The following is a 12,399-nucleotide window of genomic DNA, read 5'->3' on the forward strand; positions in this document are numbered from 1 at the left end:
AGGCCCTGACGTGCGCGGCCCGGTCGACTACGCCCCGCTGTTGGCCGAGCTCGGGCTCACCGCCGCCGACGCGGTCCACGTGCTCGCGGCCGCGGCCGGCTCGCACGCCCGCCTCGCCGAGCTGCGGCGCGCCCTCGTCGGCGCCGTCCCGCCCGGCTGCGCTGCCTTCGCGCTCGGCTCGCTGGGCCGTCACGAGTCGAGCGCCCTCAGCGACCTCGACCTGGCGGTGGTCTACCGCCGCGGCGCCCTCGATCCCGCCGACGCCCACGGCGCGCGCGAGGCCGTGGCCGCTGCCCTGCGCGCGCGCGGCCTCGACGTCGCCGACAAGACCTTCCACAGCGCCGTCGCCCTCGACGATCTGCTCGGCGACATCGGCGGCCGCGACGACACCAACGACCACCTCACCTACCGCGCCCTCCTGCTCACCGAGGGCGCCTGGCTGGCTGGCCCCGCCGACGCGGCCGCGATCGTCGAGCAGGTGTTCGGCGCCTACACTGCCGGCGCGGTCACCCGCGGCCGCTACCTCACCTCGCTGAGCAACGACCTCCACCGCTACTACCGCACCATCTGCGTCGACTACCGCTTCAAGGTCGAGAACGCCGGCAAGCACTGGGCCGTCCGCTACTTCAAGCTCCGCCACTCGCGCAAGTTGTGGCACCTCGCCAACCTCGCGGTGTTCTGCCGCGCCGCCCTGCTCCCCGACGAGGCCCGCGACGGCTGGCTCGCCGAGCAGCTGCCGCGCCCGCCGCTCCTGCGCGTCGCCGACGCCCTGCGCCCGCTCGGCGGCCTCCACCTGTGCGCCGGCCTCGTCACCGCCTACGACGCCTTCCTCGCCGCCCTCGCCGAGCCCGACACCCGCCGCGCCCTCGACGTCCTCGCCTACGACGTCCGCGAGGCCTCGCCGGTGTTCCGCCGCCTGCGCGCCGGCGCCGAGCGCTTCGACGAAGCCGCCACCGCCGTCGTCGGCCACCTGTGGCAGCGCTCCCCCGACCACCTCGTCCGCTATGGCCTGCTCTGAAGGACAGGTCTCGAAGTCCATGTCCTGAAGGACATGTCATCCACGCCGATCGCCCATGTCCGCCCCGACGACCTCGCCCGACCTGCCGCTCGTCGCCTTCGACCTGATCGGCGTGCTCGCCGAGCCGTCGTGGCGGGAGATCGACGGCGCCCCCGACCGCGAGCGCTGGCATCGCCTGCGGGTCGGCGCCATCGACGAGCACGAGTTCTGGGACGCCGCCGCAGCGGCCGCATACCGCGCCTGCCTGCGCTTGCGGACAGATCGGCTCGCGCTCGTCTCGCGCCTGCGCGCGCGCGGCCACCGGATCGCCCTCGCCACCAACTTCGCCCGCGCCTGGCTGGCCGTCGTCCGCGAGCAGCTCGGCGCGGCGGGCCTCGTCGACCACTGGCTCTGCAGCGGCGAGCTCGGGGTCGCCAAGCCCGATCCCCGGTTCTGGTCGCACCTCCGCGGCCTCGCGCCGGCGGTCGTCGTCGTCGACGATCAGCTCGACAACGTGGTGGCCGCGCGGGCGGCCGGTCTCACCGGCGTGTGGGCCCTCCCGGGCGCCGATCTGGAGGCCCGGCTCGTCGCCGCCCTCGCCGGGGCCCCCGGGCCGCACCCCTGACGGTTGACGACACCCCCGCCCTTGTCGATCCTCCCCCCATGCACCGATCGCCCGGCTGGCTGCGCAACCTCCTCGGCCTCTCCATCGGCGCCTTGCTGAGCGTCACCTGCGGTCCCCCGGGCCCGCCCGGAGGCGACTGCCGCTACGACCCCAACTGCCCTGGCGGCGTCGGTGCCTTCTGCGACGACGACGACGAGTGCAGCTCGGGCCACTGCTGCGACAAGAAGGAGTGCGACGGCGGCATGTGCACCTTCGAGTGCGACGCCGACGCAGAGTGCCCCCCTGGCCTGCTGTGCGAGCACAACCGCTGCTTCTACGCCTGCAGCACCGCCGCCGAGTGCGCGCCCGGCCAGAAGTGCAAGCACCGCGTGTGCGAGTGGGACTAGCCGCCCAGGACATGTCCTGAAGGACATCCCCGCGTGTCCGCAGGGACATGTCCTCCGGTCCTCCCGCCAGACACGACGAGCCCGGCCAGAAGTACAAGCAGTGCGCGTGCGACTAGCTGCGCAGGACATGTTCTGAAGGACATCCAGGCATGTCCGCGAGGACATGTCCCTCCGGTCCCGCGCCACACGCGACAAGCCCGGTCACGCGCCCGACCTCGTCGCCAGGCCAGCGCGTGACCGGTCCTTCAGAGCATGTCCTTGCGGCCAGCCCCGCCGCCCGCCCCGCTCATGGCTCGCCGTGGTCGCAGCGCGCGTGCTTCGGCGGCGCCGCCGTGCTCGCCTGGCCCTCCGCCGCCAGCCAGTAGAGCGGCTGCGGCACGTAGCCGAGCCCGCCGACCTCGCGCATCGTCGCAGCCTCGAACACCCGGCCGCCGACGATCACGTGCGTCACCGAGTCGGTGTTGCGGATCTCCGCCAGCGGGTCCTTGGCCAGCACCGCGAGGTCGGCCAGCTTTCCGGGCTCGATCGAGCCGATGTCGGCGTCGAGGCCGAGGTAGCGCGCGCCGTTCAGGGTGCCCGCGCGCAGCGCCTCGTGCGGCGTCATCCCGCCCTGGGCCAGCATCCACACCTCCCAGTGGGCCGCCAGGCCCTCGCGCTGGCCGTGCGCGCCGAGGTTCACCCCGACGCCGGCGTCGAGCAGCTTCTTGGCCGTCTGCGCCGCGCGGAAGTGGTTCCAGTCGCCCTCCGACGCCGTCACCCGGCGGTAGGCCGTCCCGGCGAACGCGTGCTGCGGCACGAAGCGGGTCAGCGCCGCGTTCTTCCACACGTCGGTGGTCGCGTACCAGTAGTTCTCGCCGCCGAGCCCGCCGTAGGCCACCCCGAGCGTCGGCGTGTAGCCGACCTTCGTGCCGCCCCACAGCTGCAGCGCGTCGGCGTACAGCGTCGCCACCGGCACCGCGTGTTCGACCCCCGTGTGGCCGTCGGCCACCATCGTCATGTTGTGGTGGTAGAGCGCCCCGCCCTCCGGCACCACCATCATCTCGAGCTCGCGCGCCGCCGCCAGCACTTGCTGCCGCTGCTCGCGGCGCGGCTGGTTGTAGCTCTTGACCGAGAACGCCCCGACCGCCTTCATCCGCCGCAGGTGCGAGCGGGCGTCGTCGAGCGAGTCGATCTGCGCCTTGAACGGCGCCAGCGCCCCGTAGAGGATCGTGCCGGTCGAGAACAGCCGCGGCGCCGCCACGAGACCCGCCTTCTGCAGCTCGCTGGCGGCGAAGATCGTCGCAGTGTCGTTGCTCGGGTCGTGCAGCGTCGTCACCCCGAACGCCAGCGCCGACAGGTGGTGCCAGTTCTGCTCCGGCACGATGCCCTGCTCGCCGGCCGACCCGTGCGCGTGGACGTCGACGAGCCCCGGGATCACAGTCGCCCCCTTGAGGTCGATCGTGCGCGCGCCGGCCGGGATCGCCACCTGTCCTTCGGGACCGATCGCCTGGATCCGGTCGTCCTGGATCACGATCGTCGCCCGCTCGATCACCTCCTCGCCCTTCATCGTGATCGCCTTGGCCCCGACCAGCGCCACCACGCCCTTCGGCCGCGCCGTCGCCTGCGTGAACCCGATCTCGAGCCCCGGCGCGTCGGGCAGCGGCCCCTCGGGCAGCTTGCCGTCGGCGCGCACGAACGCGAACACCTCGTCGAGCGCGCGCGTGTACAGCTGCGGCCCCAGCGACCAGTGCAGGCGCTTGCTGTCGCCCGACCAGTGCAGCTCGTTGCCCGCGTCCTTCGACACCTTGTACGACGGCACCGCGTCCATCTTGGGCGCCAGCTCCATCGCCCGCCCGGTCGCCGGGAACGGCGCCACGTGGGCCTGGAAGCCCTCCTGCCACGCCACCCACTGGCCGTCGGGCGACACCTTGAACGCGGTCGCCAGCTCGCTGCTGGCGTGGTGATACGGCTCGCTGCCGTCGAGCGCCACGCTCCACAGCTGGACCTTGTCGTCCTTCTCGAGCGCGTAGAACACCCGGTCGCTGGCCGCCCCGAAGTGCGGCTGCTCGCCCTCGCGGACGATCCGCTGCGGCGTCCCCCCGCGCACCGGCACCGCGTACAGCCCCAGCTCGGCCGACCACGCCGGCGAGCGCGTCCACCCGCCCGCGACCTTGCGGTAGACCACCGTCTGCCCGTCGGGCGCCACCGTCGGCTCGACGTAGTGCCCGGGCTCGGTCGTCAGCACCCGGCTCTTGCCGCCCTTGGCCGGCATCACGCGCACGCTGCCGAAGCCCTGGTCGTCCCACGTCGCGTAGACGATCGACTTGCCGTCGCGCGTGAACGTCGGGTAGAGCTCGACGTGCTCGTCCTGGGTGGTCAGCCGCTTGGGCTGTCCGTTCGGCAATGTCCTCACGTACAGCTTGCCCAGCGCCTGGTAGACCACCGACTTGCCGTCGGGGCTGACCGTCGGCCAGCGCAGCATCTTCACCGCGAACTCCGGCGGCGCCACCTTGACCGGGTAGCGGATCGCCGGCTGGATCTTGCGCGTCGACTTCACGTGGAAGGCGATGTCGCTGACCTTGCCGCTGGCGACGTCGACCCGGTGCAGCTTGCCCGCGCTCCAGTACACGATCGCGCGGTCGTCGGGCGTGAACGCGATCGCCGGGTAGACCCCGTGGATCGCCCACGTCTCCTGGTTGTCGCGCTCGAGCCCGCGGACCACCAGCCGCTCCTGCCCGCTCTTCACGTCGCGCACGTACAGCGCGGTCGAGCCCGGGTGCTGCGGCGTCGCCCCGACGCGGCGGATGAACGCCAGCGACTTGCCGTCGTGCGACGGCGTCGGGCGGGCCGCGCCACCTGTCCCTCCGACCAGGTCCTCGATGCGCCCGGTGGCCCGCTCGAGCCGGCGGATCGTGTAGATGCCGGCGTACGGGTCCTTGTTGTATTCGAAGTACGAGCCCGGCGTGGTGTCCTGGCTGAAGTACACGTACTTGCCGTCGGGCGAGAACGCCGGCTCGTTGACGTCCTTCTGGTCGTTGGGCTTCTCGGTCATCGCCAGGCCCTTGCCGCCCGACACGTGGTACAGCCAGATCTCGCCGGCGCCGAGGCTGCGGTGCTTGGTGAAGTGCTTGCGCACCGCGATGAAGTTGCCGTCTGGCGACCAGACCGGCGAGTTGACCAGCCGGAAGTCCTCCTTCGTCACCTGCCGCGCCTCGCCGCCCGCGCGCGGGATGACCCACACGTTGTCGCCGCCGCCGCGATCGCTGGTGAACGCGATCCACTTGCCGTCGGGGCTGTAGCGCGGCTGCATGTCCCACGCCATGCCCGAGGTCAGCACCCGCGCCTCGCCGCCCGCGATCGGCAGCGCGTACAGGTCACCGAGCAGGTCGAACACGATCTCGGCCCCGTCGGGGCTGACGTCGAGGCTCATCCACGTGCCCTCGGTGACGTCGATAGCGACCTCGGTCTTCTCGCCCGGCGGATCGTTCACGTCCCACTTCGGCGCGTCCTCCTTGCCGTCGGCCTCGACCTTGCCTGCCGTCGGCGGCGGCGGCGGTGCCCCCGGCTGATGCCCCGGCGGCGGCGTGGGAGCCGCCGTACGAGGGGTGCAGCCGGTGGCTGCGACGGAGGCCGCGAGGGCGGGAGAGAGAGCCGTTGTGAGGAGCCGAACGACGCGCGAACGAGGCATGCGAGAGGCGCGGATGATACCCCTCGCCCCCCACGCCCGTCACGCCCGACGCAGCCGACCGCTGCGTGACCGCACCCGGTGACTCACGCCGCGAGAACCTGCGCCCGCCTCACTCGCCGCCGCCGCGAGAGCCGCCGGCACCTGTCTCTTGCGACATCTCCCCGAGCGCCTCACCGTGAGTCCCGGTCTCTCGCCCGGCCTCGCGGTCCCGCCCCAGGCCAGTCGCTCCCGCAATCTCACCCGCGCCCGCCGCCTCACCTCGCCCGGCCTCTTCGCCGACGGAGGCCTCACCTGTCCCTCGCGCCATCTCGCCCGCGCCCGCCGCCTCGCCTCGCCCGGTCTGTTCCGCCTCCTGCGCCTCACCTGTCCCTCGCGCCATCTCGGCAGCCGCAGCGCTCCTCGCCGCCTCACCTGTCTCTCGGGTCATCCCCACCACGGCCTCGCGCGCAGCCGGAGCCTCCCCGCCGCGGTTCGCGTCTCGCCGCCTGCGCCGGCTCCGAGCCCCCTCCTCGACGCGCTTGCCCTTCTCTTCGTCTGTCTCTCGGGACAGTCGCCACATCACCGGCGGCGGCGCCTTTCGCGGCGGCGGTCCGCCCTCGGCGCGACCTGCCAGGTCTTCGTCGAGCGTCCACACCCCGACCCGCCACGGTCGCGCAACCGCGGCCGAGAGCCGGCGCATGAACTCCGCGCGCTCGACCGGCGTCGCCCCGAAGCGGTGCAGGTGGGCCGTCTCGACCTGGCAGTCGATCAGCGAGAACTCCCACCGCCGCAGCTGCTCGGCCAGCGCCACGAACGCGATCTTCGACGCGTCGTCGGCCCGGGCGAACATGCTCTCGCCGCAGAACACCGACCCCAGCGCCAGCCCGTACAGCCCGCCGACCAGGCGGTCGCCGTCCCACGCCTCGACGCTGTGCGCCAGGCCGCGGCGGTGCAGATCCGTGAACGCAGCGCGGATCCCCGGCGTGATCCACGTGCGGTCCTGGCCCGGGCGCGGCGTCTCGGCGCACGCCGCGATGACTGCCTCGAAGGACAGGTCGAGCGAGATCCGGTAACGCCGACGACGGATCGCCTTCGCCAGCGAGCGCGGCACCGCGATCTCGCCCGGCACTAGCACCGCCCGCGGCGCCGGCGACCACCACAGCAGCGGCTCGTCCTCGCTGTTCCACGGGAAGATCCCGTGCGCGTAGGCCAGCAGCAGCCGCTCCGGTCGCAGATCGCCGCCGAGCGCGAGCAGCCCGTCCGGCTCGGCCTGGCTCGGATCGGGGAACACCAGCTCGTCCGTCAGCGCGAACACCGGCATGGCCATGGCCTACCACGGCGGCCGGCTCGCCGCGTATCCTGTCGCGCGATGAAGGTCGTCTTCTGCCACGGCCTCGAGGGCAGCCCCCAGGGTCGCAAGGCCCAGGCGCTGCGAGCCGCCGGGCTCGACCTCGTGGCGCCCGACTTCACCGGCATGAACCTCGCCGCGCGCGTCGCCGGCCTGATGCCCGAGCTCGCCGCCCACGACGGCTGCGTCCTGGTCGGCTCGAGCTACGGCGGACTCACCGCCCTGTGCGGCGCGATCCTCCACCACCGCGCCGGCGGCCGCGTCCGCGGCCTCGTCCTCGCCGCCCCGGCCCTCATCCTGAGCGAGCCCCCCGCCGACGCCCTCGAGCTCGCGCCGCCGTGCCCGACGCACGTCATCCACGGCCGCCACGACGAGCTCATCCCCGTCGCCGCGATCGAGGCCTGGGCCGCCGCATATCCGGCCGTCCGCCTCGAGGTCGTCGACGACGCCCACGTCCTCGCCCGCTCGCTCGACCGCATCGTCGCCGCCGCCGCCGAGTTCGCGCGCGACTGACGTGACTGAAAGGACATGCCGCGACGGGCAGGTCCTTTCGCACATGTGCTTCGGAACATGTCCTGGAGCGCGAGCCCGACGCCCACCCGTCGCGCCCTCGCGGTGCTCCGCCCGCCCGGCTCCTACTCCCTCGCCTGCGCCGCCGGCACGCCCGGGGCCGACTCGTCGCGCTTCGCCTGGGGCGACCACTGCAGCGTCAGCAACATGGTGAAGAACGCCACCACGTAGGCCAGGACCACCGGCCAGCCCTCCTTCAGGTAGCGCAACGTGTGCCGCGCCTCGGGGAAGTCCTTCGAAATCGCTACGCCTGCCGACGAGCCGAACCAGATCATCGACCCGCCGAACCCGACGCTGAACGCCACGAGCCCCCAGTCGTAGCCGCTCTGCTCGAGCGCCAGCTTCGTCAGCGGGATGTTGTCGAACACCGCAGACACGAAGCCGAGCCCGAGCGCCGTCGGCCACGACGCCGGGGGCAGCGCGCGCACCGGCATCAGCGACGCGCACCACACCAGCGACAGCAGGAACAGCGCGCCCTTGACCGCCCCGGGCAGCTCGTCCCAGGCCGGCCGACGCAGCAGCGCCCCGACCAGGATCGCCGCCCACACCCCGTACCACGGGCCGCCGGCGAAGAAGCCCGCCCACGGGCCCGTGAACAGGAAGTTGGCCCCGATCGCGCCCGCCAGGATCAGCACCACGATCATCACCTGGACCCGATCGATCGGCTTCGTCTCGCCGGTCGGGGGCTCGATCGCCTGCACGCGCGACTGCTGCACCGCCCCGAACACGCCGCAGATCACGAGCGCCACCGCGCTGGCGACGAGCGCCCGCAGCACGGCCAGCGGCGACACCCCGTCGAGCCACATCATCGTCGTCGTCGTGTCGCCGAGCACGCTCCACGCCCCGCCCGCGTTGCTCGCGGCGACCAGCGCCGCCACGTAACCGACCGTCACCCGCTCGCGGAAGGCCGAGCGAGCCATCACCCCGCCGATCATCGCCGCCGCGATGTTGTCGAGGAACGACGAGATGACCCACACCAGCGCCAGCAGCGTGAAGGCGCCGAGGATCGGGCGCCGCGGCAAGAGCCGCGAGAGGTTGTCGGGCACGCCCGAGTGCTCGAAGAACTTGGCCAGCAGCGAGAAGCCGAGGAGCAGCCCGCCGAGGTTCAGCAGCGTGTGCTCGCCCTCGTGAAGCAGGTGGCCCCACAGGCCCGGGTGCGCCTGCTCGGCCGGCCACGCGAAGCCGGGGGCGAACACCGCCGTGTAGGCCGTGATCACGAGCGCCCCGCCGAGCGCCACCTGCAGCGTGTGGCCGTGGAACAGCGCCACGCCGAGGAGCACCAGCACGAACAGCACGAACGCGAACGGCACCGCCCCGAGCACGACGATCCCGTCGGCCACCTGGCTGCCGAGCGCGCCGAGCACCAGCGCCGCGACCACCGCCGCGGCGAACACGAAGGCCTTCGCGCGCCCCGCAGCCTCGGGGACGTCGGGGTCGCGTGCGTCCCCGCGGGTCTCGATGTGCGAAGGTCGGACCTCGTCCATGTCGGCTCCTCGTCGCGCCGCGAGCCGGCTCGACCCCGGAGTTAGGGGCCACAAGTCCCTCGCCGGCAACGCGTCTCCCGCGGAGCGACGGCCCTGCGACGCTCGAGCGCCGGGCGTCGCTACCCCTCACGCCGCGGCTCCTGCAGGCGCGCCAGCCGCCGTTGCGAAGCCAGCGAGCCCATGAGGAGGACGCACGCGGTCACGACCTCGTCGCCGCGTCCGCGCCTCGACGCCTCACGGCCGCACGAGAATCACTCGCGACCTCATCGACGCGTTTGGCCCTTCACTCGCCGATGACGATCCCACGCTGCAGCAGCGCGCTGGCGCGTTCGATCGCCTCGTGGCCGCCGGCCAGCGTCAGCGTGTCGCCCGCCTGCAGCCGCTCGTGGGCCTCGGGCAGCACCACGCCTGCAGACGCGCGGTTGATCGACAGCACCGACGCCCCGGTGCGGGCGCGAAGGTTGAGCTCGGCGAGCGTCTGCCCGATCGCGGGGCTCGTCGCGCTCAGCGTCACCGGCGTCATGTCGGGGAAGCCCGGCAGCATCGGCGCCACCTCGACCAGCGATTGATGCGCGGCCGGACCGCTGGCGCCGCCCTGGCCCTGGCGGGCCAGCACCTCGACGATCAGCTCGGTGCCCGCGCGGACGTGGCCGTCGAGGTTGCCGATGCTGCGCCACACGTTGTAGCCGAGCGCCGCCACCACCAGCGCGAACACTGCGAAGCCCGAGCTCAGCGGCAGGAACGGCTGCAGCACTGCGACCAGCGGCAGGCCGATCACCAGCGACAGCGCCAGCTCGATCGCCACCGTGAACGCGCGCCGCGGCGCCGAGCCGAGGTCGAGCTTGCCGTCGTCGCGGGTCGGCAGCACCACCGCAGCCAGCGCGCGGGCCAGGGCCGCAGCGCGGCGCAGCACGCCGACGAACAGCACGCCCGCGAGCGTCAGCGTCGCGCCGACGTACATGATCTCGATCACCGTCGGCGACAGGTGCGTCGCCTGGAACATCGCCTCGACCGCCTGCCAGTGGACCAAACTCGACCCGGCCAGCAGCGCCACCAGCAGCGTCGCGTCGACGATCAGCATCACCAGCGGCCCGCGGACGCGCCGGCCGACCGCCGCGCTGCGGGGCGCCGAGCGCAGCTGCTCGATCCACCCGTCGTAGAACGTCACGAACGTCTGCAGGCGATCGGGCAGCCAGCGATCGACCGCCTCGGCCCCGCGCTCGGAGCGGCGCACCATCACCGGCGTGGTGAGCGACGTCAAGATCGCGACCGCCACCATGATCGGCAGGATGTACTCCGGGATCGCGCCGGTCTGCAGGCCGAGGCCGGCGATGATGAACGAGAACTCGCCGATCTGGGCCAGGCTCATCCCGGCGCGGACCGAGCGGCGCAGCCCGTTGCCGGCCAGGAACGAGCCGAGCGACACCCCGAACACCTTGCCGACCAGCACCACCGCCGTCAGCACGAGCACGGGCAGCCAGTGCTGGGCCACCAGCACCGGGTCGACGGTCATCCCGATCGAGATGAAGAACACCGCGGCGAACAGGTCGCGCAGCGGCTGGATCACGTGCTCGACCTTCGGCCCCTCGCCCGACTCCGACACCAGCATGCCGGCGAGGAACGCCCCGAGCGCGACCGAGTAGCCCGAGGCCGACGCGAACGCCGCCATGCCGAAGCACACCGCGATGCCGGCGATCAGCGTCGTCTCGGCGCGACCGATCCGGACCACCCCGCGGATGAAGCGCGGCACCACCAGCAGGCCCGCCGCCAGCATCGCCAGCAGGAACGCCAGCAGCTTGCCGACCGTCAGCGCGAAGTCGACCGGCGACAGACCTGTCCCCGAGGCCAGGCCGGTGAGGATCGCCAGCAGCAGGATGGCGATCATGTCCTCGAACACCAGCACCGCGAACACGACCTCGACGAAGCCGCCGCGCAGGCGCTGCTCCTCGAACGCCTTGGCCACCAGCATCGTCGACGAGATGCCGAGGCACGCGCCGACGAACAGGCTCGCGTTCGAGTCCCAGCCGAAGATCCGCCCGACCATGTAGCCGAGCGAGATCATCAGGCCGACCTCGATCACCGCCGTGAGCGCCGCCGGCAGCCCGATCTTCACGATCTTGCGCAGGCTGAACTCGATGCCGATGGTGAACATCAGCAGGATGACCCCGAACTCGGACAACGAGTGGGCCAGCTGCACGCTGCTCTCGCCGCCGATGATGATGCCCGGCACGTGCGGGCCAAGGATCATGCCCGCGACCAGGTAGCCGAGCACCGGCGGCTGACGCAGCCGCTGCGACAGCAAGCTGGTCACCGCCGCGGTCCCGAGGATCGCGCCGACCTCTTGCACGTAGTGAGCCGCGCTCGCGCTCGCGCTCATGCGAGCGGACAAGGTAACGCAAAACAGCCGGGCTCTGCGCGCCCGATCGCTGCTCGTCCGCGCCCGTTCACTCGCCGAGCGTCATCAGGCCCATCCCGGTGAGCCAGCTGCCGCCGTCGATCACCAGGGTCGCGCCGGTCGTGTAGGCGCTCGCGGGCGAGGCCAGGAACACCGCTGCCTCGGCGATCTCGCGCGGCTGGCCGAAGCGCCGCAGCGGGATCGCCCGCTCGGCCTTGGCCCGCAGCTCAGGGGGCAAGAGGCGGGTGATCCCCTCGGTGTTGTCGATCGGCCCGGGCGCGATCACGTTGACGCGGATCCCGGCCGCCCCCCACTCGACCGCCAGAGTGCGGGTGAGCGCGTCGATGCCCGCCTTCGCGCTGGCCGCGTGGACCTGCAGCGGCGTGCCGCCGTAGTGCAGCGTCGCCGAGATGTTGAGGATCGATCCGCCCGCGCGCGACAACAGCGGCAGCGCGGCCTTGCAGGCGTTGAACGTGCCCTTGAGGTCGATGTCGACGACCGTGCCGAAGCCGTTGGGCGACAGGCTCGCGGCCGGGCACAGGAAGTTGCCCGCCGCCGAGTTTACCAGCACGTCGAGGCGGCCCCAGCGATCCTCGATCGCCTGCATCACCGCCTCGACCTGCTCCGGCCGGCGCACGTCGGCGGCCACCGCCAGCGCCTCGCCCCCGACCGCCGCGATCGCCTCCGCCGTCGCGTCGAGCTTGGCCTGCGTCCGCCCGCACACCGCCACGCGAGCCCCGTGCTCCGCCAGAGTCACCGCGATCGACGCCCCGATCCCCGAGCCCCCGCCGGTGACGAGGGCGACCAGTCCCTGCAGCGCGTCCGCGCGAAAGATGCTCATGCCGCGACGATGCCCGGTTTCCGCCCGGCGCGGCACCGCCGCCGCCGTGAGCCTGGCCACGCGCCCGAGGCGAGATGCCCTCTGGAACATGCTCGATCGGACATGCC

General features: G+C 72.7%; 8 protein-coding genes and 1 pseudogene. 4 read left to right on the plus strand and 5 right to left on the minus strand.

The features are described from left to right. Window positions 1–10: 10 nt before the first annotated feature. Genes OV090_RS01350 through OV090_RS01360 form a run of 3 tightly spaced genes read left to right on the plus strand, consistent with a single transcriptional unit; the run spans window position 11 to window position 2,008 of the window. Window positions 11–1,018, plus strand: coding sequence for a DUF294 nucleotidyltransferase-like domain-containing protein (locus OV090_RS01350; RefSeq protein ID WP_267701619.1), 1,008 nt, complete (start codon window positions 11–13; stop codon window positions 1,016–1,018). 55 nt (window positions 1,019–1,073) lie between these two features. Beyond that, the gene (locus OV090_RS01355) at window positions 1,074–1,622 is read left to right on the plus strand and encodes an HAD-IA family hydrolase (RefSeq protein WP_267701620.1); all 549 of its coding nucleotides are present in this window, start codon (window positions 1,074–1,076) and stop codon (window positions 1,620–1,622) included. Between the two features lie 38 nt (window positions 1,623–1,660). Then, entirely contained in the window at window positions 1,661–2,008 is a 348-nt protein-coding gene (locus OV090_RS01360) for a hypothetical protein (protein ID WP_267701621.1), read from the plus strand. Window positions 2,009–2,294: 286 nt separating this feature from the next. Here OV090_RS01360 and OV090_RS01365 read toward each other — a convergent pair whose 3' ends face one another. Together OV090_RS01365 and aat are read right to left on the minus strand one after the other, a co-directional pair. Continuing rightward, the gene (locus OV090_RS01365; protein WP_267701622.1) at window positions 2,295–5,675 is read right to left on the minus strand and encodes an amidohydrolase family protein; all 3,381 of its coding nucleotides are present in this window, start codon (window positions 5,673–5,675) and stop codon (window positions 2,295–2,297) included. A 646-nt stretch (window positions 5,676–6,321) separates the two neighbouring features. Next, a pseudogene (gene aat / locus OV090_RS50405) lies at window positions 6,322–6,975 on the minus strand (leucyl/phenylalanyl-tRNA--protein transferase); the annotation flags it as partial. 48 nt (window positions 6,976–7,023) lie between these two features. Here aat and OV090_RS01375 point away from each other — a divergent pair. Beyond that, on the plus strand, window positions 7,024–7,515 hold the full coding sequence (locus OV090_RS01375; protein ID WP_267701623.1) for an alpha/beta hydrolase: 492 nt from the start codon (window positions 7,024–7,026) through the stop codon (window positions 7,513–7,515). Between the two features lie 122 nt (window positions 7,516–7,637). Here OV090_RS01375 and OV090_RS01380 read toward each other — a convergent pair whose 3' ends face one another. The 3 genes from OV090_RS01380 to OV090_RS01390 all read right to left on the minus strand — a co-directional run bounded on the left by OV090_RS01380 (window position 7,638) and on the right by OV090_RS01390 (window position 12,292). Then, the gene (locus OV090_RS01380; RefSeq protein ID WP_267701624.1) at window positions 7,638–9,056 is read right to left on the minus strand and encodes a hypothetical protein; all 1,419 of its coding nucleotides are present in this window, start codon (window positions 9,054–9,056) and stop codon (window positions 7,638–7,640) included. 283 nt (window positions 9,057–9,339) lie between these two features. Beyond that, window positions 9,340–11,433, minus strand: a complete 2,094-nt coding sequence (locus tag OV090_RS01385) for a cation:proton antiporter (RefSeq protein WP_267701625.1) — start codon at window positions 11,431–11,433, stop codon at window positions 9,340–9,342. A gap of 67 nt (window positions 11,434–11,500) precedes the next feature. After that, the gene (locus OV090_RS01390) at window positions 11,501–12,292 is read right to left on the minus strand and encodes an SDR family oxidoreductase (protein WP_267701626.1); all 792 of its coding nucleotides are present in this window, start codon (window positions 12,290–12,292) and stop codon (window positions 11,501–11,503) included. Window positions 12,293–12,399: the final 107 nt, after the last annotated feature.

The organism is Nannocystis sp. RBIL2 (genome assembly GCF_026626745.1).
In the GTDB taxonomy this organism is placed as follows: Bacteria; Myxococcota_A; Polyangia; order Nannocystales; family Nannocystaceae; genus Nannocystis.

What these genes read in the sequence shown, in the direction of transcription:
- OV090_RS01390 (WP_267701626.1), bottom strand. Translation starts at nt 12,292, where the DNA reads ATGAGCATCTTTCGCGCGGACGCGCTGCAGGGACTGGTCGCCCTCGTC.
- OV090_RS01380 (WP_267701624.1), bottom strand. Translation starts at nt 9,056, where the DNA reads ATGGACGAGGTCCGACCTTCGCACATCGAGACCCGCGGGGACGCACGC.
- OV090_RS01385 (WP_267701625.1), bottom strand. Translation starts at nt 11,433, where the DNA reads ATGAGCGCGAGCGCGAGCGCGGCTCACTACGTGCAAGAGGTCGGCGCG.
- OV090_RS01365 (WP_267701622.1), bottom strand. Translation starts at nt 5,675, where the DNA reads ATGCCTCGTTCGCGCGTCGTTCGGCTCCTCACAACGGCTCTCTCTCCC.
- OV090_RS01355 (WP_267701620.1), top strand. Translation starts at nt 1,074, where the DNA reads ATGTCCGCCCCGACGACCTCGCCCGACCTGCCGCTCGTCGCCTTCGAC.
- OV090_RS01375 (WP_267701623.1), top strand. Translation starts at nt 7,024, where the DNA reads ATGAAGGTCGTCTTCTGCCACGGCCTCGAGGGCAGCCCCCAGGGTCGC.
- OV090_RS01360 (WP_267701621.1), top strand. Translation starts at nt 1,661, where the DNA reads ATGCACCGATCGCCCGGCTGGCTGCGCAACCTCCTCGGCCTCTCCATC.